At 56.3% G+C, this 23438-nt stretch carries 23 protein-coding genes and 1 pseudogene; 12 read left to right on the plus strand and 12 right to left on the minus strand.

The features are described 5' to 3' along the window. The first annotated feature begins 2 nt into the window (after nucleotides 1-2). On the plus strand, nucleotides 3-779 hold the full coding sequence (locus T424_RS0109250; RefSeq protein ID WP_245269497.1) for an SURF1 family protein: 777 nt from the start codon (nucleotides 3-5) through the stop codon (nucleotides 777-779). Between the two features lie 20 nt (nucleotides 780-799). Here T424_RS0109250 and T424_RS20630 read toward each other — a convergent pair. After that, nucleotides 800-1574 (minus strand): annotated as a pseudogene (locus T424_RS20630) (transposase). A gap of 353 nt (nucleotides 1575-1927) precedes the next feature. Between T424_RS20630 and T424_RS0109265 the strand changes: the two are divergent. After that, nucleotides 1928-2155: a hypothetical protein gene (locus T424_RS0109265; RefSeq protein WP_027487476.1), complete on the plus strand. Its 228-nt coding sequence runs from the start codon at nucleotides 1928-1930 to the stop codon at nucleotides 2153-2155. A 189-nt stretch (nucleotides 2156-2344) separates the two neighbouring features. Continuing rightward, nucleotides 2345-2491: a hypothetical protein gene (locus T424_RS22515; RefSeq protein ID WP_154664861.1), complete on the plus strand. Its 147-nt coding sequence runs from the start codon at nucleotides 2345-2347 to the stop codon at nucleotides 2489-2491. Between the two features lie 36 nt (nucleotides 2492-2527). Here T424_RS22515 and T424_RS0109275 read toward each other — a convergent pair whose 3' ends face one another. From T424_RS0109275 to T424_RS0109320, 9 genes are all read right to left on the minus strand, one after another. Then, a complete protein-coding gene (locus T424_RS0109275; protein WP_027487477.1) occupies nucleotides 2528-3037 on the minus strand; it encodes a flavin reductase in 510 nt (169 codons plus the stop codon). Between the two features lie 168 nt (nucleotides 3038-3205). Next, nucleotides 3206-3976, minus strand: a complete 771-nt coding sequence (gene rutD, locus T424_RS0109280) for a pyrimidine utilization protein D (RefSeq protein ID WP_027487478.1) — start codon at nucleotides 3974-3976, stop codon at nucleotides 3206-3208. Between the two features lie 37 nt (nucleotides 3977-4013). Further along, a complete protein-coding gene (gene rutC / locus T424_RS0109285) occupies nucleotides 4014-4397 on the minus strand; it encodes a pyrimidine utilization protein C (protein WP_027487479.1) in 384 nt (127 codons plus the stop codon). A 30-nt stretch (nucleotides 4398-4427) separates the two neighbouring features. Further along, entirely contained in the window at nucleotides 4428-5162 is a 735-nt protein-coding gene (rutB, locus tag T424_RS0109290) for a pyrimidine utilization protein B (RefSeq protein ID WP_027487480.1), read from the minus strand. Further along, nucleotides 5159-6250, minus strand: a complete 1092-nt coding sequence (gene rutA, locus T424_RS0109295; RefSeq protein WP_027487481.1) for a pyrimidine utilization protein A — start codon at nucleotides 6248-6250, stop codon at nucleotides 5159-5161. The genes rutB and rutA overlap by 4 nt, the downstream gene beginning before the upstream one ends. A 269-nt stretch (nucleotides 6251-6519) precedes the next feature. Continuing rightward, on the minus strand, nucleotides 6520-7758 hold the full coding sequence (locus T424_RS0109300) for a HAMP domain-containing sensor histidine kinase (protein ID WP_027487482.1): 1239 nt from the start codon (nucleotides 7756-7758) through the stop codon (nucleotides 6520-6522). Between the two features lie 293 nt (nucleotides 7759-8051). Beyond that, entirely contained in the window at nucleotides 8052-8729 is a 678-nt protein-coding gene (locus T424_RS0109310; RefSeq protein WP_027487483.1) for a response regulator transcription factor, read from the minus strand. Between the two features lie 437 nt (nucleotides 8730-9166). Further along, on the minus strand, nucleotides 9167-10000 hold the full coding sequence (locus T424_RS0109315; protein ID WP_161712556.1) for a SphA family protein: 834 nt from the start codon (nucleotides 9998-10000) through the stop codon (nucleotides 9167-9169). 497 nt (nucleotides 10001-10497) lie between these two features. Beyond that, nucleotides 10498-11403, minus strand: a complete 906-nt coding sequence (locus tag T424_RS0109320; RefSeq protein ID WP_027487485.1) for a LysR substrate-binding domain-containing protein — start codon at nucleotides 11401-11403, stop codon at nucleotides 10498-10500. 178 nt (nucleotides 11404-11581) lie between these two features. On the opposite strand from T424_RS0109320, the gene T424_RS0109325 reads away from it, so the two are divergent. From T424_RS0109325 to T424_RS0109365, 9 genes are all read left to right on the plus strand, one after another. Next, nucleotides 11582-12739 (plus strand): alpha/beta hydrolase family protein, encoded by a 1158-nt coding sequence (locus T424_RS0109325; protein ID WP_027487486.1) that lies wholly within the window; start codon nucleotides 11582-11584, stop codon nucleotides 12737-12739. Between the two features lie 157 nt (nucleotides 12740-12896). Continuing rightward, nucleotides 12897-13844 carry a VOC family protein gene (locus T424_RS0109330; protein WP_027487487.1) on the plus strand — a complete coding sequence of 316 codons (948 nt, stop codon included), beginning with the start codon at nucleotides 12897-12899 and terminating at the stop codon, nucleotides 13842-13844. A gap of 3 nt (nucleotides 13845-13847) precedes the next feature. Continuing rightward, nucleotides 13848-14225, plus strand: coding sequence for a Rieske (2Fe-2S) protein (locus T424_RS0109335; RefSeq protein WP_027487488.1), 378 nt, complete (start codon nucleotides 13848-13850; stop codon nucleotides 14223-14225). After that, entirely contained in the window at nucleotides 14222-15352 is a 1131-nt protein-coding gene (locus T424_RS0109340) for an FAD-dependent oxidoreductase (RefSeq protein WP_027487489.1), read from the plus strand. The genes T424_RS0109335 and T424_RS0109340 overlap by 4 nt, the downstream gene beginning before the upstream one ends. Nucleotides 15353-15724: 372 nt before the next feature. Next, nucleotides 15725-16843, plus strand: a complete 1119-nt coding sequence (locus tag T424_RS0109345; RefSeq protein ID WP_027487490.1) for an MFS transporter — start codon at nucleotides 15725-15727, stop codon at nucleotides 16841-16843. Further along, on the plus strand, nucleotides 16840-17421 hold the full coding sequence (locus tag T424_RS0109350) for a cupin domain-containing protein (protein ID WP_027487491.1): 582 nt from the start codon (nucleotides 16840-16842) through the stop codon (nucleotides 17419-17421). The genes T424_RS0109345 and T424_RS0109350 overlap by 4 nt, the downstream gene beginning before the upstream one ends. A gap of 91 nt (nucleotides 17422-17512) precedes the next feature. Next, a complete protein-coding gene (locus tag T424_RS0109355) occupies nucleotides 17513-18490 on the plus strand; it encodes a fumarylacetoacetate hydrolase family protein (RefSeq protein ID WP_027487492.1) in 978 nt (325 codons plus the stop codon). Beyond that, entirely contained in the window at nucleotides 18490-19416 is a 927-nt protein-coding gene (locus T424_RS0109360) for an NAD-dependent epimerase/dehydratase family protein (protein ID WP_027487493.1), read from the plus strand. The genes T424_RS0109355 and T424_RS0109360 overlap by 1 nt, the downstream gene beginning before the upstream one ends. Before the next feature lie 3 nt (nucleotides 19417-19419). Then, the gene (locus tag T424_RS0109365) at nucleotides 19420-20187 is read left to right on the plus strand and encodes a cyclase family protein (protein WP_027487494.1); all 768 of its coding nucleotides are present in this window, start codon (nucleotides 19420-19422) and stop codon (nucleotides 20185-20187) included. A gap of 215 nt (nucleotides 20188-20402) precedes the next feature. Here the strand turns inward: T424_RS0109365 and secD are convergent, their stop codons facing one another. Continuing rightward, a complete protein-coding gene (secD, locus tag T424_RS20635) occupies nucleotides 20403-22904 on the minus strand; it encodes a protein translocase subunit SecD (RefSeq protein ID WP_037067112.1) in 2502 nt (833 codons plus the stop codon). Nucleotides 22905-23014: 110 nt separating this feature from the next. After that, nucleotides 23015-23428: a hypothetical protein gene (locus T424_RS0109375; RefSeq protein WP_154664862.1), complete on the minus strand. Its 414-nt coding sequence runs from the start codon at nucleotides 23426-23428 to the stop codon at nucleotides 23015-23017. Nucleotides 23429-23438: the final 10 nt, after the last annotated feature.

The raw sequence follows: 23438 nt of genomic DNA on the forward strand, positions 1-23438 counted from the left end.
GCATGAAAATGCCGCCCTTTTTCGGGATGATAGCCATGCCTCAGCCCTCCAAACCGCAGCACCCGCGCCGTACCGGGCGTGTTATTCTGTCAGGCTTTCTTGTTCTTGCCACAGCCGCTTTCATTGCGCTTGGCATATGGCAGGTAGAGCGGCTCGGCTGGAAGAATGACCTCATCGCCCGTGTCACTGATCGTGTCCATTCACCGGCAGTCGCGGCGCCGGGCCCCAAGGAATGGTCGGCGATCAACCGTCAGAATGACGAATATCGCCATGTGAAGGTTTATGGTCATTTCGACCACAGCCGGGAAACACTCGTTTATGCTTCAACCGCTTTAGGGGCAGGCTATTGGGTTCTAACACCCTTTAACAGCGAAGACGGCATTCGCCTCATAAATCGTGGCTTCGTACCACTGGACCGAAAGGAACCGGCATCCAGAGCGGCAGGGCAACTCGAAGGAGATTTGACCCTTAGCGGACTTCTTCGCCTGGACGAGCCTGATGGAAGACTCCTGCGTTCCAACAACTCCTTGCAGGACAGATGGTATTCACGCGATATCAACGCTATTGCTGCAAAGCGCGGTATCGACCCCTCTGGTCTTGCTCCGTACTTTATAGATATTGATAAAACGGAAGTACCCGGTGGTTATCCCATCGGAGGAATGACGCAGGTGACGTTTCCGAACAACCATCTGCAATATGCACTGACGTGGTTTGCAATGGCGGTAATGAGCAGTGGCTTTCTTGTCTTTCTTCTGCGCGAAAAACGCCGCCATCGCTAGCGTCCGATGTACTGCCCGCTCTACTGGAATGATTCCAACGTTTGGTTCCCACGCCTGACTGCGACAATGATGTCGTCCGGGTCTGCTTTCCAAATAAATGGCTTTGGTTCTCGGTTGTGCTCCTTTACGAAGCGGATGAAGGCCGCCTGCAGATCTACGATGGAGTGGAAGACGCCGTGCTTCAGTCGCCGACGCATCAGTTTGGCGAAGAAGCCTTCGACGGCGTTCAGCCATGAGCAGGATGTCGGAACGAAGTGGAAGAGGTCCATCTTGGATGCCTTGCCAGCCATTCTCGGACCTTCGGCTGTTTGTGGGTCGCGTAATTGTCGAGAATGACGGGGACCGCCTTGTCGTTGGACAGTTTGAAGCTGCGCCAGCGGTGCGGCGCCAGGCCATGTTCATGCCAGATCTTCACGACCGAAGAGGCGGCAATCCCAACAGCCTTCGCCATCGCGCGAACGGTCCAAGGCGTTGCCCCCTGTCGCGGTGTCTCAAGTGTCAGCGTCACGACCTGCTCAACAAGTCGCCATCAAGCGGCGCAATGCCGGGCGGCCTGCTCTTGTCGCGCAGGAGGCCATCGACACCCTCGGACATGAAACGCTCCTGCCAGCGCCAAACGCAGGGTTTGGATTTTCCCGTCACGTCCATGATGGCGAATGGTCCCAGTCCGTCGCCTTTCATCAAGATGATCTTCGCTCGCCACACACGTTTCTGCGCAGAAGTCAGAGCGCCAATGATGGCTTCAAGCCGAACTCGGTAGGAGGCGGTGACTTCAAATCTGATCCCTGTGCGCATCCCCAAATGTCGCACAATCTGGACCACTTGCGAATTTTGGAACGGAATCTTTTGTCTCGATCAAATCCCTGATGCATTTTCAGGAAAAGTGTATTGGGTTTTGCGTCCGGAAACGCGTCCAAAGGATGCGTTGTACCAATGGTTATTGAAATTACCCTTGGGATAACGCTTTCGCGTATCTTATCCCAAGGCAGGAATGGACCATGCGCCAAAGAGCGGCGTCGTAAAAGGAATTTGCACTTTCCAGGCAATAAATAGAATACTAATTTTATAGAAAATATTGACGAACGTCTATCTTTACGTCACACTTATTAATACCTGTAAAGGTATGTAATAATGGGAAGGAGAAGCCAATGCTGATCGCCGCGAACCTGTTTTCCTTCGACCTTTTTGGCCTCACGCGGCGGGAACAGGCAAAAAGCAAGCAATCCGCCGGCCAATCGAAGTCGTTTCGGCATGGGAGGACTGCGTTGTCGCAAGGAACCACGCAGGTGGCGCATGAGGATTGCATATCCACAAAAAAGCCAAAACTTTCCGGGGAGTGTGGCCTTTTTCACTTTGGGCTATTTCCTGTTCTCTAATCTCTTTCCCCGGATTTCACGAGGGAGAGGTAGATTTTTCTCCTGTTAAAGCATGTCGCGCAAAAGTATGCAGCGGTTTTGCGATAACGACATGCGACAAAACAATGACGTAAAGCGTCAGTAGCGAATCTGAAAGATCGCGACACGCTTTAGTAATAATCTATTTATCACTGTATTGAGGAGGCAGGCATGACAACATCGCTTCGCTCTATTGGCCGCGTATCGCAGGGGGCTCGTCCGCTCTCCACCCTTTCTCTGCTTCTTGTGCAGAAGCTGCCACTTATCATCTGCATTGCAGCATTCCTGTTTGTGACTGCGGTGATTTTCACGCTGTAAAGGTGACAAAGGCAGCAAGCGCTGCCTTCCTCGTTGTCAGAGACTTTGATAGGATCGGCGAAAATAGATCAGTGGCTTGTCCGTTGTGCTGCGTATGGCAAGAACCTCAGCCATGAAAATGTCATGAGTTCCACCATCCACCACATGGCCTATGCGGCATTCGAATGCGGTGAGTGCGTCTGCCAAAACTGGCGCCCCGGTGTCGCCAATTTCCCAGGTTCCACTTTCGAACCGCTCGGTCATTGGCGTACGGCCGCCGAAAACGCGGCTTATATTTTCATGATGGGCGGCCAGGACGTTGACGCAGACGATGCCGTTTACGCTGACAGCCGCATGGGCTGAGGAGGCTTTGTTTAGGCAGACAAGCAGCGTGGGTGGCGTATCCGAAAGGCTACATACTGCAGTTGCGGCAAAGCCTGCTCTACCCCCCTCTCCATCGGTGGTGACGATAGTAACGGCAGCCGCAAGATGCGCCATTGCTTCCCGATAGGCGACGCGAGCTTCCTCCTTCAAGGCTTCAATCATTTCTGGCGCGGCTGCGTCCATGGAATGTCCTCTTTCAAGAGCGTGCCGTGCAGGCCCAGGTTGGAGATTTTTGTAGCAACATGTAGGAAGCGACCCCTCGACGTCAAATTTGAAGCCTCCCTTACACCTTACTACACCTAAGGCTTTCAACCGGATTGGTCGGATTGGGCGCTTACGCGCATGTAAAGATCAGGTTTCGTGCAGGAAAAACTCCAGCGCAGTACGGTTGAAGGCCTCCGGGTGAACAATGTTGACGGCATGACCTCCATTCTCCATCAGGTGCAGTCTTGCTTTCGGCAAGCCGTCTGCAAGTCGCAGTGAGCGTTGATAGGGCACAAGAAGATCGTCCGGCGTGGCAAGCACAAGACAGGGTACACGAATCTGGTCAAGCCGGTCATCCACATCAAAGACGCGCAATGCGGCAATGCGGCGGGTGATATTCGTCTTGCCCTGAAAATAAGCGAGACCGTTTCGCTCTTCTACTTCAAGGCGTTGGGCATTCTCGCTCATCCACCAGGAGGGATAGAGAAAAAGCGGCTGCGCCTTCAAAAAGGCTGGGATGCCGGATTTTTCCAGCAATTCCAACCGAATATCAAAGCAGCGCCCGGAATGGGGATCGGCCTTGCTCCATGCATTCACCAGCGCGAGGCTGGAAATGCGGCTTTCAGGGCGAAGAGCAAGCTCAAGACCGATCAGTCCGCCCAAGGCATGACCCATGATATGAAAGCGATCAAACTGGAGGGCGTCGGCAATTTCCAGAAGATCATCCGCCATGGCTGCGATTCCGCCTTGCGCGGCAACGTCACCACCAGTCTTTCCGCAGCCGCGATGGTCATAGACGACGACGCGGAAATGGCGGGAAAGATCGGCGATCTGCGCAGACCAGTAACTTCCCAGGCCACCCAGACCGGATGACAGAATGAGGCCCGGGCCATCTTCGCCAAACACCTCGAAATGCATGGTCATTATTCCACCTTTTCTGCGTCAGTATGTGGCATCACGCGATATGCGCCACGGTGGCTATTTCCACCAGCGCTTCCGGCTTGACCAGACCGCATAGCACGCAGTAGCGCGCCGGTTTGTCTCCGGGAAAATATTCGGCATAAACGCTATTGATCGCCTGATAATTTGCCCAATCCGTCAGGAAGATGTGGTTCATGGTCACGTCTTCCATGGTACCGCCAGCCGTTTCGATCACCTTCTTGATGGTTTCCAGAACATGCCGTGTCTGGGCGGCAGCATCGCCCACATGCACCACGTCGTTATTCTTGTCGAAGGGAAGCGTGCCGGACACATAGACGATGCCATTTGCCAGGGTTCCGGGGGAGAATGGCGCAATCGGCTTATGGGTACCTTCGGGTACGATAATTTTTTTGGGCATGAGATGTCCTTTTGCGTTGTCGGGGATGGATCAGCCTTGCGGGGCCTGCCTTATGGCGCCGCAGAAATCATTGACGGTGGAAACCCAGCCGAAGAATGTCTCGACATTGTAGATTGTCGCCTGCCGGATATAATCCGGCCCCAGATGATGCGTGGCGTCTTCCAGCATGACGCTGAAATATTCGAGGTGAAACGCATCGCGCAGCGAGCTTTCCACGCACACATTGGTGGCAATGCCTACGAAAACGAGGTTTCTGATACCCCTGGCCCGTAGCACGCTATCCATATTTGTGTTGAAAAAGCCGGAATAGCGGGTCTTCGGCACAAGAATATCGCCGGGTTGCGGCTGCAATTCGTCCACGATGGCATAATCCCAGGTGCCTTTGGCCAGCAATTGGCCTTGCAATTGCGGCCGCGCCCGCATCGTCTTCAGGGCATTGGATTTGTGCCAGTTGGGCGAACCCGGCCCGCCTGCCTCCACATAATCCTTGTCCCAGCCATTCTGAAAATAGACGACAAGCACACCTGCGGCGCGTGCTGCCTCCAGCGTTTTGGCAATGTTGGTGATGGTCGATCTGGCGCCGGACACATCGAAACCGGCGAGATCCACATAGCCGCCCTCCGTGGAATAGGCATTTTGCATATCCACCACGACCACCGCGGTTTCGCCTGGCTTCAGACTGATGGCTTCAGGCCTTGCGGGCAGGGTGATGCTTTCGCCATGGCTTGGGCGTGGCTGATAGCCTGCCGGGGCATGATGGGTCATTCTGCGGCCTCCAGTGCTGGCTTGATATGAGCACGGCTCTTCATGAGCGGCTGGATATACGTGCCGAATTTTTCGATGCCTTCAATGAAATCGTCGAAGGTCAACATGACGCCGCCGGTGCCGGGCACTTCGCTCATTTCATCCAGCATGGCCGCGACTTCCGCATAAGAGCCGATGATCGTGCCCATATTGATGTTTACGGCGGAAACGGGATTGGCCATGGCGCGAACATTGGTATCGGAACCGGATTTCGTATCGGCAGCACTTTGCAGGCCCAGCCATTTGATGGCTTCCTGATCGGCGCCCGCCTTGTAATGCTCCCATTTTGCCCAGGCGTCGGCTGAGTTATCCTCGGCGATCACCATGGTCAACACAAAGGAACGCACATCACGGCCGGTTTTGGCGGTAGCTGCCAGCAGGCGTTGATTGGTTGGCGCAAAGGCCTTGGGCGTGTTGACCCCAACGCCGAAACAAAAACTGTAATCGGCATATGTGGCGGAAAATTCCATGCCCTTATCTGAAGAGCCGGCACAGATGAGCGTCACATCGCCCTGCGGCACCGGCTTCATGCGGCAATCCTCCATTTTGAAGTAATCGCCCTTGAGGTCACTTGTGCCGCTGGTCAACAGCTCTTTCAGGATGGTGGCATATTCGCTGAGATATGCATAACGGTCGCCAAAATAATCATCGCCCGGCCAAAGGCCCATCTGGCTATATTCCGGACGTTGCCAGCCGGTGACGAGATTGACCCCGAAGCGCCCGCCGGAAATGGAATCGATGGTCGTGGCCATGCGCGCAACAATGGCTGGCGGCATGACGAGGGTGGCGGCCGTGCCGAACAATTTGATCTTCGATGTGACAGCGGCAAGCCCTGCCATGAGCGTAAAGGATTCAAGATTGTAATCCCAAAACTCTGTCTTGCCACCAAAGCCGCGCAGCTTGATCATCGAAAGGGCGAAGTCGAAGCCGTATTTCTCGGCCCTGAGCGTGATCTCCTTGTTCAATTCAAAGCTTGGTTTGTATTGCGGCGCATTTTCGGAGATGAGCCAGCCATTATTGCCGATGGGAATGAAGACGCCGATTTCCATTTGTGCTCCTGTCTGGGGTTAGGGTCGCATCGCCAGCTTAAAGGACGAAAAAGCAAAACCCATGCCAATTTTAAAAGCTCAATGGAAACAGTAGGCTATTTGATAATTGGGAATTTTTATTTATCAAATGGTCAAAAAAATAATCAATGTCAGTTCGCTTTGCCGCTTTTTGTGGCGATAGCACTTTCCCATTCCCGGAGCAGTGTCCCGAGAAAAGCGGAAACCGCTTTTGCCTCCGGAAATGAATAAAAACAAAAGGTTAATCGCCATCAACTCGCAGGCATCACCATCGTTACGCAAAGCCCGCTCGGCTTCCGGTTACTGGCATAAACAGTACCGCCGTGTTTTTGCAAAGCTTCTCGCGTTATTGCCAATCCAAGCCCAAAGCCACCGCCGGAATTTTCCCCCGCATGACAGAAGGGCTGAAAGATCTTAACAAGATCCGCTTCTGCAACGCCCGGTCCTTCGTCATGAATCTCGATCGTCAATGCTCCATCACTCACGCTTGTACGCACTTCAACGACACTGTTCGAAGGTGCATATCGCACCGCATTGCGCACAACATTCTCTATCGCCCGATAAACCAACTCCCCGTCGACATCGCCAATCCAATCAAAAGCGCGCAGAAATCGCACTTCGACCGCTTTGGTTTGCCCCTCGAACGCCGCATCCTCGACAATACTTTCAATCAGGTCGATGACATCAAGTCGCTGACGGGTTTCGCGGGCATCGTCAGAGGCAGAGATCCGGGCAAGCGTGAGGATTTCATCCACCAGTCCGTCGAGCCGCTCAATTTCCCGATCGATCCGATCCAGCGCGCTTTCCAGCCGCGCCGGATTCTGCCGTAAGATGCCGGTAACAGCCTGCAAACGAGAAAGAGGCGAACGCAATTCATGGGAAATATCGTGAAACAGCCGTTCGCGGCCATCATGCAACTCCTGAAGCCGCGCTGCGCTCAAATCGAAATCCTGCATGAGGCGCGAAACTTCATCGCTTCTACCCATTTTTCCTTTGAATATGCGGATCTCAAAACACCCCTCCGCCAGCGCCCGCAAGCCGCGCCGCAGTCGCTCGAAGGGCGCAACAAGATAGGCCGTCAATAGCAAAGCCGAAAGGAAACCGGCAATTGCAGAGGTCACCCATGGCAATGCACGCGGCCAATCACCATCCCTAATGGTCGTGGGTAATATTTCCAGACGATAACATTTCCCCGCCGCATCAACGAAAATTTCCTGTTCACCGCAGGGATCGGCCGCCACCAACCTCACATCCACCACCCAGTTCGCTGTACCGCCAGAAGCTTGACTTAAAACGGCCCGCGCTGCATCGATACCGTCCCTTCGTAATATGGAAGGCAAAACCCGATGGACGATTGTTTTCAGCTGCTCGGCAATCCGCTCTTCCGGTGGTCCTCGTCCCGATAGTTGCGCAAGCGAAATCCCCCCCACGGTGGCCGCTGTCATCGTCAAACCTATAATGACAAAGAAATTCAGGAAGAGTCTGACCATCCATAGCTCCCACGAGTCACTGCCTAAAGCATTTCCAGAAAAAGTGTGCAGCGGTTTTGTGATAACGACATGCGACAAACCAATGACTTAAAGCGTCAGGAGCGAATCTGAAAGATCGCGACACGCTTTAGAGCACTTCCGGACGTAAAACCGAATACACTTTTGCTGGAAATGCTCGAGTGAATACTGCTTGAACCCACGTATCCAGTGGATTTCCCGGACAAAGACCGCCATTTTTCCAGCGCCAGCCTCACCGCCGATGGAAAAGCCACCAATTCAGCACGAACGAACCTTCATTCCACGAGCAAAATGTAGCCCTGCCCGCGCACCGATTGGATCCAGCTACTGCCGTCAGCCCTTTGACCGAGCTTCTGCCGCACGCTGCTCAGGTGAACATCGATACGCCGATCGAAAGAGGTGGCAGGCTTCGCAAAGACCGAAATCGATATTTCATTTTTAGACACGATGCTTCCAGCATGCCTAACGAGGATTTCCAGAAGGCTGAATTCCGTGCCCGTCAATTGCAGGGAATTTCCCGCCAGAATTGCGCTGCGCGCCGCTGGCTGCAATACGAGGTTTCCACTTTGCAGCACGTCCGACCGATCAACCCTGGTACTGCGGCGCAGGATGGCCTTGATTCTCGCCGCCAACTCGCCTGGCGAGCAGGGCTTTGGAACATAATCGTCCGCTCCCAGGTCAAGTCCGGCAATACGATCCTGCTCGTCGCCCCTTGCCGTCAACATGATGACGGGGATGTCGCTCTCTTTCCGAAGCAAGGTCAGCACGTCAAGCCCATTCATGCGCGGCATCATGATGTCAAGCACGACGAGATCGATATTACCTCCAGCAATCAGCTCGAGAATTTTCGCGCCATCGTCACTGCGGGAAACCTGAAAACCCTCTCCGTCCAGATATTCCGTCAGTAGCCCGGAGAGTTCTTCATCATCATCAATAAGTAATATATTCGCCATACATGACCCATTCACCACCGCCGAAACAAGCCCCGATTGTTTTTGCGATAAAATCATTTCACTGACAAATGGGAAATGCGGGCAGGCACCGCTTTTATGCAATAACCAATTGAAAATTACCGATAGCCTGTTTGAAACCGTCAAAAAAAGCGCCGATCCCGAATTGGGATCGACGCTTCTCTGCTCCTGCCGTATCGGCTCCCACAGGTTTGATTACTGCGCCGTGCGTTTTAACAAACGCACAAAGGACGCTATAACACTTTAAATCTGCTGCATAATTTTCACCTTAAATCGATTCCGATTTAAGGATTTATGCAGTAGCCCGGAAGGTCGGAGCACCGCCAGTGCCCTGATACACGCTTATCAAGCTTTTCCGGTCGCAAACCTAATCCAGCTTGGCTGGAAATACTCACGGCAAGCGGCCATGCTCCGAGCTGTCAGAACTTCGTCGCAAAGTTGACCCAGAACATATTTCCCTGCGCCCGGTTTTCCGAGACGATGTCGGGCTGCCAGGAGGCGCTGAGTTCCTGACCGGGGTTAATGGTGTATGTCAGCGACGGACCAATTGAGAAGCCCTTGCCACGATGTCCGTCCGCCGCCGCCGTGGGGCCGGTGTCGTCAGTCAATTGCTGGAGGTAATAGCCAACGGCACCAACGCGCCAATGGGCATCGAAATTCCAGCCGACAGCATAATCGAAGACAAACTCCGTGCCAGACTTGTAGTCGGTGTCATTGTTGCGTGTGTTGAAAATCAACCGCGCTGTCGCACCGAGTTCAAACCCCTGCGGATCCTTGTAATGATAGCCCGCGACGGGCTGGAACGACCAATGATTGAGGCCGACATTGGCAATATCGTTGGAATCATAGCTGCCGGTCGGCATCGCGACATCAAGGCCAAGCGTGAAGGAATTTTTCGGATCCACGTGCCAGGAGAGACCAACGGTCGTCACCAGATCTGCAAGCGCAAAGCTCTTGTCGCTACCGCCCGGCGTTGTCAGATCAAGATGCACAAAGGGAAGAATAACCTGACCAAAGAGCTGGCCGCCACCCACTTCCAGGTCGCTGACATAGAGGAAACGCATCGTTTCGGTAAAGGCATCGACCTTGAAATTGATCGGAATTTTATCGCCGTTCGAATCGTTCGTCCGGTCTGCGGAATAATAACTCGTCTGCGACAGGAAGTAGAAGCCCGGATAGGGCGGGATTCCCCCCGCATAAAACTGCGCAGAACCCGGCGAATACTGAGTGTTGCCATTTTCAGCCGCCTGCACGGCAACAGCACCGCCTGCGAAAGTCATTCCGGCAAAAACGAGACACTTCACTGCATTACGAATGTTCATTCCATCCTCCTCGAATGACGGGCGAGGCCCGCCGAATTCCGACTAGCGGATCGGATCGAGGCAAAAATCACGTCATTGGAAATGGAAAAAAGCCACAAAAGCCCTGCACTGCAACACAGAGTTGCAGCCTGCCGAAGCCCATTTGTTTTGACACCCCCGCCAGGAGACGCCCCTCACCATCACCTATTTGTGAAAACGTTTGCCCCTCGATCCCTGGTGCCGACTAAACGCTCCTACCGACCGGCACCAATCCCTTGGTCATGAGGTACAAGCGGTTTTGATGATTGTAAAATGGCCATTTACAATGCTTAGTATTCACAGCGTGAATATCAGTCCGTCAGCAAGAAATACCCGGCGACGATAGAGGCGTTTCAGAGAAAATTTGCGGGGGCAAAGAGCGCTCCGACTGGCCGGTTTTGTCAGCGCTTCTAGAGCCACACTTTCACGGCCTCGTGCAATTGTTGCCGGATCCAGATCAACGCAGGGTCTCGTGAACGATGGCTATGCCATTGAACAGACTGGCGGAGCGGCTGCAAGGCAAAGGGTGGCTCCATAATCCGGATTCCGCCGATACCGACCATGCATTCCACCAGCCTGCGTTGCACGACAGCAATACGTTTTGTTCCGCGCACCAGGAGAGGTAACGAAGCAAAGGAAAAGGTCGTGACATCGACCTTTACCGCAAGGCCCGCCTCCCGGCAGGCTCTGCTGGCAAAGCTCTCGCCACCGTTTGGCGCCAGCATGGCCACATGGCCGGCGGACAAAAAGGCATCTTCAGCCATTCGTGTTCCTGGAAACGGACTGTCTTCGGAAACCACACAGCATAGTGTGTCATCGACCAGCCGTTCGGAGGGATGATTGGCGGAACAGAAAATCGTTGGCGCGATAAGAAGATCGGCCTCGCCGCGCTCCAGAAGCAAATGAGGCGCATTCTGCTGCGGCTTGAAATGCAGTTGTATTCCCGGCGCCTGCGCAGCCATCATCTCTACGAATCGCGGGACGATGGTCAGCAGCGTAAAATCCGACACCACGAAGCTCACGGCCCGCGTTGCCTCTGCCGGCTCGAAGGTCGGCGAGGACTCCACCGCCGCTTCGATGCGCACGATTATGTCGCGTAAAGGCTGCTCAAGGGAAATTGCAAGCGGGGAAAGCTCCATCGAACGGCCCACCTGAATCAAGAGCGGATCATCGAAATACTCCCTGAGCCGCCCCAGCGCATTACTCATAGCCGACTGGGTGATAAACATTTCCTCAGCGGCACGGCTGACATTGCGCACGCGCAAAAGCGTATCGAGCGCCGCCAGCAAATTGAGATCCAGATTGCGAAAACGCATAACTCCCTCCTCATTTATTTATTAAATCAATACAACTTATTCATCAAAGCAATTTTGTAAACGGATGAATGTTCATTAATCCTTGTTGCAGGAGGAGTGATTGCCAATCGATCGCGATTGAAAGGCGTCTTGCTTCTCGCTGGATAAGATCGCCTCAGGGTGATCTCGAGGAGGACTAATGTTCAAGTACTTTCCCACGAATTATGTGTGGAACCTTTCGGTCAATCTCTCGATCGAGATGGGCGCTCGCATGGGGGAGATCGAGGAGATGTGCGCGCCCTTGCAGGAGGCGGCAAAAGCTCCCGACGCCGCAGGCACCCAGGCCTTTCGTGAAACCTGGATCAAGATGGCGGACAAGCTGGTCGATCTGGCGCGTGAGGATGAGGAAAAGGGCCGGCTCATTTCCGCAGGCGACAAGCTGGTCCGGGCGTCGAACTATATGCTGACGGCCGAACGGCTTCTGGCGCATGGATCGGAAGGGCGCATGGCGCTCTATGAGAATTTTCTCAAAACCTTCCTGAAGGGCCTCGAACTTTCTGGCTCCAACTGTCGCCGCGTGGAAATCCCCTATGAGAACACACATCTGTCGGCGCTTTATGTACCGGCAGAGGGTGTCGATGGTCCTGCCCCGCTTCTGGTTCAGGTGAACGGTCTCGATAGCACCAAGGAAATGAAGCTTCTGGTCGGCCTGCCCGCCTGGCTTGCAAAGCGCGGCGTTGCATCGTTGATCGTCGATCAGCCCGGCACGGGCGAGGCGCTTCGCCTGAAGGGCCTGACCGCCCGTTTCGACAGCGAGCATTGGGCCAGCCGCGTGGTCGATTGGCTGGAAACCCAGCCTTACATCGATCCCAAGCGGATCGGCATGGAAGGCGTGTCACTCGGCGGTTATTATTGCCCCCGTGCCGTTGCCTTCGAGCCGCGCTTTGCCTGTGGCGTTGTCTGGGGTGCAAACCATGACTGGCGCGACGTGCAAAAGAAGCGCCTTGCCCGCGAGGGCAACTTCCCGGTTCCCCACTACTGGAGCCATGTGATGTGGGTCTGGGGCGCGAAGGACATGGATGACTTCATGCGGATTGCCGAAAACGTGCATCTGCACGGCATTCTCGACCGGATCAAGGTTCCGTTCCTCGTGACGCATGGGGAAAAGGACAGCCAGATTCCGCTGCAATGGGCTCATGCCACCTACGACCAGCTCATCAACAGCCCGCGCCGGGAATTGAAGATTTTCGATGAACGGACAGGCGGCGTGCAGCATTCGAGCTTCGACAACTCTGCCAATGCCGGCGCTTATATTGCCGACTGGGTTGCGGAAGCTCTCGGCGGCCATACAAGCTAAAGCGCAAGCTGACACCGAAACCGACGCGGACATCCGACGAGGATGCCCCGTCAAATTTTCAGCCATCAGTGATTGAAACGGCCCGCCTCGAGCCACCGCCAATACGGCGTGTTGTCCCGTCGTGACTGCGCCGTCGCACGTGAAGAAAGGATGTCTCATGAACATCATAGGCCCGGATTACCTGGTTTTCGGCGTCGATGACGTCGATGCCTGTCGCGAATATCTGACTGCCTTTGGCCTCAAACCTGTCGATGTGACGGACAAGGGCGGGCTTTTCGAAGCGCTGGACGGCACCGGCATCATCATCCGCCACCGCTCGGATCCTACGCTCCCGCCGCCGCTCCCCACATCCAACATGCTGCGCCAGCAAATCTACGGCGTACGTGCCGCCGAAGATCTCGACGCCATCGAAGCAGAGCTTTCAAAGGATCGCCGCGTCACGCGCCTTTCCGATGGCTCGATCGAGACCCGCGACGACCATGGGTTCGAACTGCGTTTTCAGGTCACGATACGCCGTGAGTTGAACATGCCCGCGGAGAGAATCAACGCTCCCGGCGCACCGGCCCAGCGCAAGCCTAACGAAATCGGCGTGTGGGAAGAAATGCCCGCCCTGCCGCGTACCCTTAGCCATGTCGTGCTTTTCGTGCCGGACATCGAGGTGGCGACCAATTTCTTCTGCAACCGTCTCGGTTTCGTCATTACCGACGTATTGACGGGTGCCGGGCCATTCCTGCGGCCAAAGGCCAATGACGACCATCATACGCATTTCTTCATTCGCACACCGGAATACATGAAGGGCTGCGAGCATCTGGCCTTCCACATGGGTGGCCCGACGGAATTGATGGTGGCGGGAACGCGCTTCGTTAAAAAGGGCTATCAAAGCTTCTGGGGTCCAGGACGCCACAAATTCGGCTCCAACTGGTTCTGGTACTTCAACAGTCCGCTCGGCTGTCATTTCGAATATGATGCAGATATGGACAAGCACGACGATAATTGGGTCGCCCGCGAAGCGCCCATGGGCCCCGAAGCCTCGCAGATCGTATTGTTCGAAATGCGGGAAAAATGGGCGCCGACCGGTGGACCGCCTCCCGGCGCAAAGGGATGAGCCGTGCCAGATACAGCTCCGGAGGGACAGTATCTCTGCCACGTCGATGAGATTGCCGAACGGCAGGCGCGAGGCTTCGGTCCGTTCGGCACATCCAAGCGAAAGATCGTGGTCGTTCGCAAGGATGGCCGCTATTTCGGCTGGCTGGATTCCTGCCCGCATTACTCCACCGGCACGCCCATGGCCTGGAAGACCGATGCTTATCTGAACGGCGAGCGGACCCATCTCACCTGCCACTCTCACGGTGCTCTCTTTGAAATAGAGACCGGCGAGTGCGTGCTTGGCCCGTGTCTTGGCCAGACACTCACACGTGTAAATATTCGTATCAGCGACGAGGGAGGAATTTTCGTCGCTACATCCCTCACGGAGGAAAAGAAATGACCGCTCCTGTGCGCAAAATACTGGTGATTGGCGGCGGCTTTGCCGGGATGACCGCGGCGCTGCAATTGTCCCGCAATGGCTTTGAGGTAGACCTCGCCGAAATCGACGCGGGCTGGCGCTCTTACGGCGCGGGTATCAGCCTGCATGGCTCCACACTTCGCGTTCTCAACCAACTTGGCCTTTACCAGCGCTTCATGGAACTCGGCTTTGCCAGCGACGGCGTCGATATTCGCGGCGCAGAAGACGCCGTTCTCGTCACCCTGCCAACGCCGCGCGTTGCCGGGCCGGATATTCCCGGTGGCGGCGGCATCATGCGCCCTGCACTGGCGCGTATTCTTTCGGAAGCCGTTCGGGCCTCCACGACGAATATTCGCCTTGGCGTTACCTTTACCGAGATGACGCCGGACGACAATGGTGTGAGCGTTACCTTCTCCGACGGCTCCGAAGGGCGCTATGATCTGGTGGTGGGGGCGGATGGCCTTTATTCCAGTGTCCGGGCCCGAATGTTCCCCGATGCGCCAAAACCGCGCTTCATCGGCCAATCGGTCTGGCGCGCCGTCGTTCCCCGGCCCAAGGACATCAATACCGTCACCATGTGGATGGCCCCGAACCTGAAGGCGGGACTGAACGGCGTAAACGCAACCGAAGCCTATCTCTTCCTTACCGAAGACAAGCCAACCAATGATTTCGTGCCGCCCGAAACTTTTGTGGAGCAATTGCGCGGCCTGCTGGAGCGCTTTCCCTCGCCGATCCTGAAGGAAATTGCGGCGGGCCTGTCTTCAGAAAGCCACATCATTTATCGGCCCCTTGACCAGATGCTGCTACCGAGGCCCTGGTTCAACAGCCGTGTCGTTCTGATTGGTGATGCCGTTCACGCCACCACGCCGCATCTGGCCGCAGGGGCCTGCATCGGCATCGAAGATGCCATGGTTCTGGCGGAGGAGCTGAATGCCCATGCAGAACTGAACGATGCCCTCAGTGCCTTCGAAGATCGCCGCTGGGAGCGCTGCCGCATGGTCGTGGAGAATTCGGGTCGCCTTGCCGACATCGAAATCAACAACGGCAATCGCGAGGAGCACGCCTCCATCATGCGTGTGTCCATGAAAACCCTGGCGGAAGCGATCTGAAGCCGGCGTCCTAATCGCTCTTCACGGCATGACGATGAAGCGCCGGGAAGAGGCCATGATTTTACGAATGATTTTAGACCATTTTCAGGAAAGGCGCCGACAGGTTTTCCGCCTGCAACTGTGAAAAAACACATAGTTAGAGCGTTTCACTGTTTGCCTGAAACAGTGAAACGCTCTGACAAGATTTTATTTCCACGACTGCCAAAGGGGATGCAATGCGAGGAGGGAGCGCGGCGCATGGACCCTGGAGCAACTCCGGTGAATCTGGCTTCACGCGTGTTGCTTCAGCTCTTTGGATCGATGCATTTCCGGAGGCAAACAGAATTGCCTTTGCTGGAAATGCTCTAACCTGAACACGCTGGAGGAGCAAAAATGTCAGGACAGAAATTCGGGGTCGCCGGTACGGTTGCCCTCGTAATCGGCCACTTTTCAGGGATGCTGGACCTGGTGGCGCTGCCGGTATGGGTTGGAGCGCTTGTCGAGCGGTTTCAGTTCAGCCCGCAACAGGCGGGCATGGTGGTAACGCTGTTCCTGATCGGCGCGGTCATTGCCAGCGCTCTGGCTGCGCCGCGCTTCAACAGCCTCAATCGGCGCGCATTTGCAGCGGGCGGCTTTGCGGTTGCGGCCATTGCCTTCGCACTTGCTGCCACGCGATCCGATGTCACCGTTCTTGCCATTCTCCACGCCGTGGCGGGCCTGTCCATCGGCACTGCCCTTTCCATGGTGCACGGCGCGATGGGGCACTCGAACAACCCGCATCGCCTTTTTGCCATTGCCAGCATCGCGCTTGGTTTCCTTGCCATCGTTCTTCTCGCCGCCATTCCGCAATTGCTTATCATCTATGGCGGACCGGCAGTCTTCATCGTTTTCGCGGGCATCATGGCGGTCGCCGCCCTCACGAGCCTGCTGCTTTTTCCGGCCCTTACCCGCATCGTCGAACACGAACGCAAACCCTTCAGCCGTGCCATCTGGTTCACGATTTTCGGCATCAGCATCATGACATTCAATCAGTCCATGGTGTTCTCCTTCGTGGAAGTCATCGGGAAAGCTCGCGGTTTCGCACCTGAACATGTTCTTGCTGTCCTGATCGCGCTCGGTTTCGTCAATTTCCTGCTACCCTCACCCCTGGCGGCATTTCTGCAAAATCGTATTTCCGCCCCCCTCGTGACCCAGATCGGTCCTGCGGTGCAGGCCGTCATCGCCGTGGTCGTTATTTCGGCCACCGCATTCGAGGCCTGGGCTCCGGCGGCGGCAGTCTTCGTTTCAATCCAGATTTTCACCCATACCTTTACCTTCGGCAGGCTTGCCGCCCTTGATCCAACGGGCCGTGCCGTTGCCGCAACCCCCGCAATGCTGATGGTCGGCGCCGCTCTTGGTCCCATTGCCGGGGGCGCTCTGTGGCAAAATCTCGGCCCAACCGCTTTGAGCCTTACGGCCGTCGTCGTCGCCGCCATTTCCATTCTTTTCTTCACCAAGGCAAAGCACGCATGACATCCTTTCCGCCCATCACCCGCATCGTTACCGGGCATACAGCAGATGGAAAATCGATCATCAGCGAACAGGGTCCGCTGCCAACCGTCGTTGAAATAGAGGCAATACCCGGCACGATTTTCCATGAGGTCTGGTCTACGTCCGAAAGCCCGGTGCTGATCACCCGCGAGGGCGATCCATCGCGCTCGCCGCTCGTGCTGCCACCTCCTCCTGGCGGAACGCGCCTGCGCTTCGTGGATATTCCGCCCGATACGGAGGATTTCCTGAAGGAGGGTGCATCTCGCATGGAAGACGCCTTTGCCCAGATTGGCGACAAGGGCGCCTCAACCGTCAAGCAGGATTCACCCCATCCGCTTATGCATCGCACCGAATCCATCGATTATGGCGTGGTGATTGAAGGTGAGATGACGCTGGTTCTCGACGACGGCGAAGTGTTGCTGAAGCCGGGATCCGTTGTCATCCAGCGCGGCACCAATCACGCCTGGGCGAACCGCTCCGGAAAAATGTGCCGGATGCTGTTCGTGCTGGTTTCCGGCCGCTACGAGCCATCGATCGCCGAAAGCCTCGCTCACCGCTGACCGCGAAAGGCGACGATCCCGCTCATCTGCCGAAACAAAACGCACGGCGCTGTGATGCAGAGCCAATCATGAAAGAAACAGGATTATCATCATGAAATTCGCCAGCTATCATGACGGAACCCGCGACGGCCAACTATGGGTCGTATCCCGCGACCTGCGCAGCGCCGTTCCCGCCACGGGTATTGCGCCTTCGCTCATCGCGGCACTGGAGGATTGGGATGCCGTTGCGCCGCGTCTTGGCGAGCTTTACGAGCGGTTGAACACAGGCAACGAGCCCTTCGCCACGCCCTTTTCGCCGCAACGCTGCCTTGCGCCGCTGCCGCGGGCACCGCAATGGCTGGATGCGTCGGCCTTTCTCAATCATGGCCGCCTGATGGACAAGGCATTCAACAACCCTCCGAACCCGGATTTCGAGACGATCCCGTTGATCTATCAAGGCGCCAGCGATGATTTACGCGGGCCGCTGGCCGATATGGAGTTTCCCGATGAATCACTCCAGATCGACATGGAAGGGGAATTTGGCGTCGTTCTTTCCGATGTCGCCATGGGCACCAACGCTGAGGATGCCTTGAAACATGTGCGCCTTCTCGTGCAAATAAATGACTGGTCGCTGCGCGGCCCCGGTCCACGGGAAATGCGGGCAGGATTCGGCTTCCTCAATGCAAAGCCATCGACCGCCTTTGCGCCAGTTGCCATAACGCCGGATGAACTTGGAGATCTCTGGAAGGATGGGCGCCTGCATATTCATCTGCATGTCTGGCTGAACGGCAAGGAAATTGGCCGTGCCTTCGGTGGTGAAATGCACTTCAATTTCGGCGATCTCATCCAGCATTGCAGCCGTACGCGCAGGCTTTCCACCGGCACCATCATTGGCTCCGGCACCGTATCGAATGCAGATCGCGGCGCCGGGTCGTCCTGCATTTCCGAAATCCGCGTTATCGAAATCCTCGATGAAGGGGCTCCGCGCACGCCATTCATGTCCTTTGGCGACACGGTCCGCATGGAGGCCAGGCTGCCCGATGCCTCTCTTCCCTTCGGCATCATCGAGCAGAAGGTCGTCAAAGCCTGATGCGCGTGCTTGTCACGGGGGCCGAGGGTTTTCTGGGCCGGGGTCTCGTATCCCGGCTCCCGGAAGCCTTGCCCGGCATCGAGCGGCTTGTTTTAACAGACATCAACATGTCCCGCCCGTCTCCAGTTTCCCTTCAGGGCGCCGAACGAAGATCCGGCGACCTGGGCGATGAAGGATTTCTCGACGAGTTACTAGAGACAGAATTCGACCTCGTTTTTCATCTTGCAAGCCTGCCCGGCGGACTTGCCGAGCGGGAACAGGATCTTGGTTTTCACGCCAACCTTGCCGCACCACTTGCCCTGGCGCGAGGCGTCGCGAGGATCAAGCCCGGCGCACGGTTCATCTTTGCATCCTCAATCGCCGTTTATGGCGCTCTTTCCTCAAGCCCGGTCACATCCGGCACCGCCACCAGGCCAATGTTGAGCTATGGCGCGCATAAGCTGATGACGGAAATCTTTCTTGCCGACATGCATCGGCAGGGCACCCTCCAGGCCGCAAGCTTGCGGTTTCCGGGCATTGTTGCCCGCCCGCCAACAGAAAGCGGTCATGGCTCGGCCTTTATGAGCCTGATTTTTCACCGTATCGCCGCCGGTGAACCCTATACATGTCCCGTTCCGGCAGACAGCCAATGCTGGTGGATGTCCCGGCAGGCTGCCGTTCAATCGCTGCTTCACGCTGCAACCATGCAGGAAGCCCCAGCCGCCCCGGTGCAATTGCCAGTGCTTCACGCTGATGTCGGAAGCGTTACGCGCGCCATTGAACAGGTAAGCGCTCGCCAGGCCCGGATCGACTGGGGCGCAGACACCACCTTGCAAGCACTCTTTGGCGCCATGCCCCCTCTTGATGCCCAAATTGCCGTTAAACTTGGCTTTCGGGCGGACCCGGATCTCGATGCTCTCGCGCAAGCCGCCCTCAAAGGAGATTAAACCATGAAAATCGTTGATCTATCTGTTGCCATCGAAAATGACGTTCCCGCTGATCCACCGGGCCTGGGCCCCAAAATCGTCTATACCGACCACATGGAGGGTTTGAAGGAAGTTTCCCGCTTCTTCCCCGACCTTGACGTCAACGAACTTCCCGGTGCCGAAGGCTGGGCCGTCGAACAATTGACACTCACCGCCCATGCAGGCACCCACCTCGATGCGCCCTGGCATTTTGCTTCCACCATGAATAATGGTGAAAGGGCATGGACCATTGAAGAAGTGCCGCTTGACTGGTGCATTCGTCCCGGCGTGAAGCTCGATCTTCGTTCGCTGCCCGATGGATATGTTGCGACAGCAGCCGATATTCAGGATGCATTGGCCAAGGCCGGCCATGTGTTGCAACCCTATGATATTGTGCTGATCAATACGGCCGCAGGCGCTGCCTTCGGCAAGCCGGAATTTCTTGGCAAGGGCTGCGGCATTGGCCGTGAGGCCACCCATTGGTTGATGGCGCAGGGTGTGCATATCGCCGGAACCGACGCATGGTCGTGGGATGCCCCTTTCTCCTTCACTGCGCGCCGGTTTGCCGAAACGAAACGCGCCGACATCATCTGGGAAGGCCACAAGGCCGGGCGGGAAGGCATTTTCATGCATATGGAAAAGCTGACCCGGCTGGATGAACTTCCGGCTTCCGGCTTTACGGTGTCCTGCCTGCCCGTGAAGATCAAGGGCGGCTCTGCCGGTTGGTGCCGGGCCGTTGCCATTTTCGAGTAAGGGAAACAAGCCTGCCGACAGGTTTAAAAACAAGATTCAAGAAGCTCGTGCCGTTAAAACGGCGCGAGCTTTGCGTTCCAACTGCATAATTCCTTAAATCGGAATCGATTTAAGGTGAAAATTATGCATCAGATTTAAAGTGTTACAGCGCCGTGCGTTTGATAAAACGCACGGCGCTGTAAATCATCAAGATGAGTGACCTCGCATCCAAGGCCTCATGCCTTCCGGACCACCGGAGCTGCATGGCGACGGCGCCAATCACCGAGGAACAGCAGGATCGGTGCGGCGATAAAGACGGACGAGGTAGCAGCCACCACAATGCCGAACACCATGGGAACAGCAAAGCTTTCCACCGCACTTCCGCCCCAGATCGCCATGGGCAGGAGGGCAAGAAAGGCAGTGGCTGAAGTATAAAGGCTGCGCGCCAGCGTTTCGTTGATCGAAAGATCGATAATGTCACGCAGCGACATGGATTTGTAGAGCCGCATGTTTTCACGCATCCGGTCATAGACGACGACCTTGTCATTCACCGAATAGCCCACGAGCGTCAGCAACGCCGCAATGGCCGTCAGGTTGAAATCAAGCCCTGTGAGCGCAAAGAAGCCGACCGTTTTCGTAACATCGAGCACAAGCGTGGCAATCGCGCCCACGGCAAACGGCCATTCGAACCGGACCCATATATAGGCCATCATCGCAAGACTGGCCAGCAACACCGAAAGGAAGCCGGCAGTGGCAAGTTCGCCGCTGACCTTTGGCCCGACCACCTCGGTGCGTTGCACGGTGGACGAGGCATCGATCTCCACCAGCTTGTTGCGCAGGGTCTGTACTGCCGTGGACTGCGCCTCTTCGCCGCCCGGCTGACGTTCGACCCGCACAAGCAGGCGATGATCATCACCAAATTGCTGCAAGGCAACTTCACCCAACCCCAGAGAGTCCAATCCAGAACGGAAGGCCCCAAGGTCGGCAGGTTGCGCGGTGGTAATTTCAAGCTGGATGCCGCCGCGGAAGTCCACGCCGTAATTCAGCCCCGGTTTGAAGAACAGAACAAGCGAGGCGATGGACAAGACGGCTGAAATACCAATGCCGATGAAACGGCCCTTCATGAAGGCGATATGGGTGCCCGACGGCACCAGTTTCAACGGCAAAAGCGGCTTGATTTCCAGCACTTTCAGTTTGCGGCGGCGGACGATGGCGACCATGATGACGCGAACGATGGAAACCGCTGTGAACATTGAAATGGCAATGCCCAGCCCCATGGTCACGGCAAAGCCGCGCACCGGCCCGGTGCCGAACCAGAAAAGCAGCGCCGTTGCAATCAACGCCGTGACGTTACTGTCAACAATCGTGGAATAGGCGCGATTGAAGCCTGCATCCAGCGCCGCCATCGCACCTCTGCCCTTGGCGGTCTCCTCGCGAATACGCTCGTTGATCAGCACGTTGGCATCCACCGCAAGGCCAATGCCCAACACGATACCGGCAATACCCGGCAGGGTCAGCGTTGCCCCAAGAAGCGTCAGGCCCGCAAAGGTCAGCACCACATTCAATGCCAGCGCCAGATTGGCCAGAAGCCCCCAGGCACCATAGAGAAACAGCATGAACGCAACGACAAGACCAAAGCCGATAACGCCTGTGGTGATACCAACGGAAATCGCATCGGCACCGAGATCGGCACCAACGGTTCTTTCCTCAACCACCGTCAGCTTGGCCGGAAGCGCCCCGGCACGCAGAAGGGCGGCAAGATCGTTGGCGCTCTGCACGGAGAAACTGCCGGAAATCTGGCCCGATCCACCCGTGATCGGTTCATTGATAACCGGTGCGCTCAAAACCTTGTTGTCCAATACAATGGCAAAAGGCTTGCCGACATTGGCTTGCGTGATGGCCGCGAACCTTTGGGCGCCAAGCGTGTCAAAACGGAAATTGACGACGGGTTCGTTATTGTTCGGGTTGAAACTGACCCGCGCATCGGTCAGATGATCCCCGGAAAGCTCGGCCCGCTCGATTATCTGATACTGACGCCCCTGATCATCGGCCAGCGTCACCAGCCCGGCAGGCATTCGCCCGTCCGGCGCCGGTTCTGCGAGCATATGGAAACTCATCTTGGCCGTGGAACCGAGCAGGTCACGCAGACGCTTCGGATCCTGCACGCCCGGCAGCTGCACGAGAATGCGGTCGGACCCGACACGCTGGATGGTGGGCTCTGCCACCCCGACCTGATCGACGCGCTGGCGAATGATCTCAAGGCTCTGATCGACGGCGGCAGTCACACGATCCGCAAGCCCCGCATCCGTCAATGTCACGGCAATTTCGCTTCCGGTTCCGCCAAAGGCCAGATCCGCGCTGCCAGTGACACCAACCGGCGCGGCAAGCTTCTGCAAGGCCGTTTCCGCTTCGCTGCGACGGGCAGCATCGGCGAGTGTGACGGTAATCCCGTGCTCGTTGCGACGGATGCTGGTGGTGGCGATGCCGCCTTGCGCGAGGGTCTGGCGGGCATCCTGCGTCAATGTCTGTAATCTTTCCTTGACCAGATCGGCGGCATCCACTTCCAGCACGAGATGCGAGCCACCGCGCAGGTCAAGGCCAAGTGAAACCCGCTGATGCGGCAGCCAGGAGGGAAGCTTGTCGAGAAAAGTCTGAGGCAGAATATTTGGCAGGGCCGTCATCATGCCGAACAGGATGATGAGCGAATAGAGCGCCAGAAGCCAACGTGAGGTTTTCATTCAAGTGATCCGAAAGCACGCCTGCGGGCCGTGGCGCCAAAAGGCACGAAACGCCGCGCGGCAGAAAAGAAAAGGTCCAGAAAGCAGACCCGATACGGAAGCTACAGTATTCAGGCCGCAAGACGGCCTGACCAGTCACCTTCGCAAGGCGGCGCACGCGGTAGCCTGGAGGGATGGGATTTGTCGGAAAATACCGCGAAATCATGAAAACACCCGCCCACAGATGCGGCGTGCGACACCATAACCCGGCCGGGAGCTGGCAGCGGGGCAATATCAGGATGGCCGGGATCGTTCCCGTCATTTCGCGGTGAAACAATCCGCCGGAATTCAACAGGGTCTTGACGCGCCTGAATTTGCAGGCTGCCCCTTGCGAACCGCGCACTGAGCGCAAGATCGCCCAACGAAAAAGATGCACGCGCAGAGATGGCGCCAGCATGAAAGCTGGCCACCGCAAAACAAAACAGCAAGACGCCCGCCCAGTACAGGCGAAAAGAAATGGCCTTAACCTCGACGTTATCCGGCATCATGCATCGT

It is taken from the genome of Allorhizobium undicola ORS 992 = ATCC 700741, from assembly GCF_000621665.1.
Taxonomy (GTDB): domain Bacteria; phylum Pseudomonadota; class Alphaproteobacteria; order Rhizobiales; family Rhizobiaceae; genus Allorhizobium; species Allorhizobium undicola.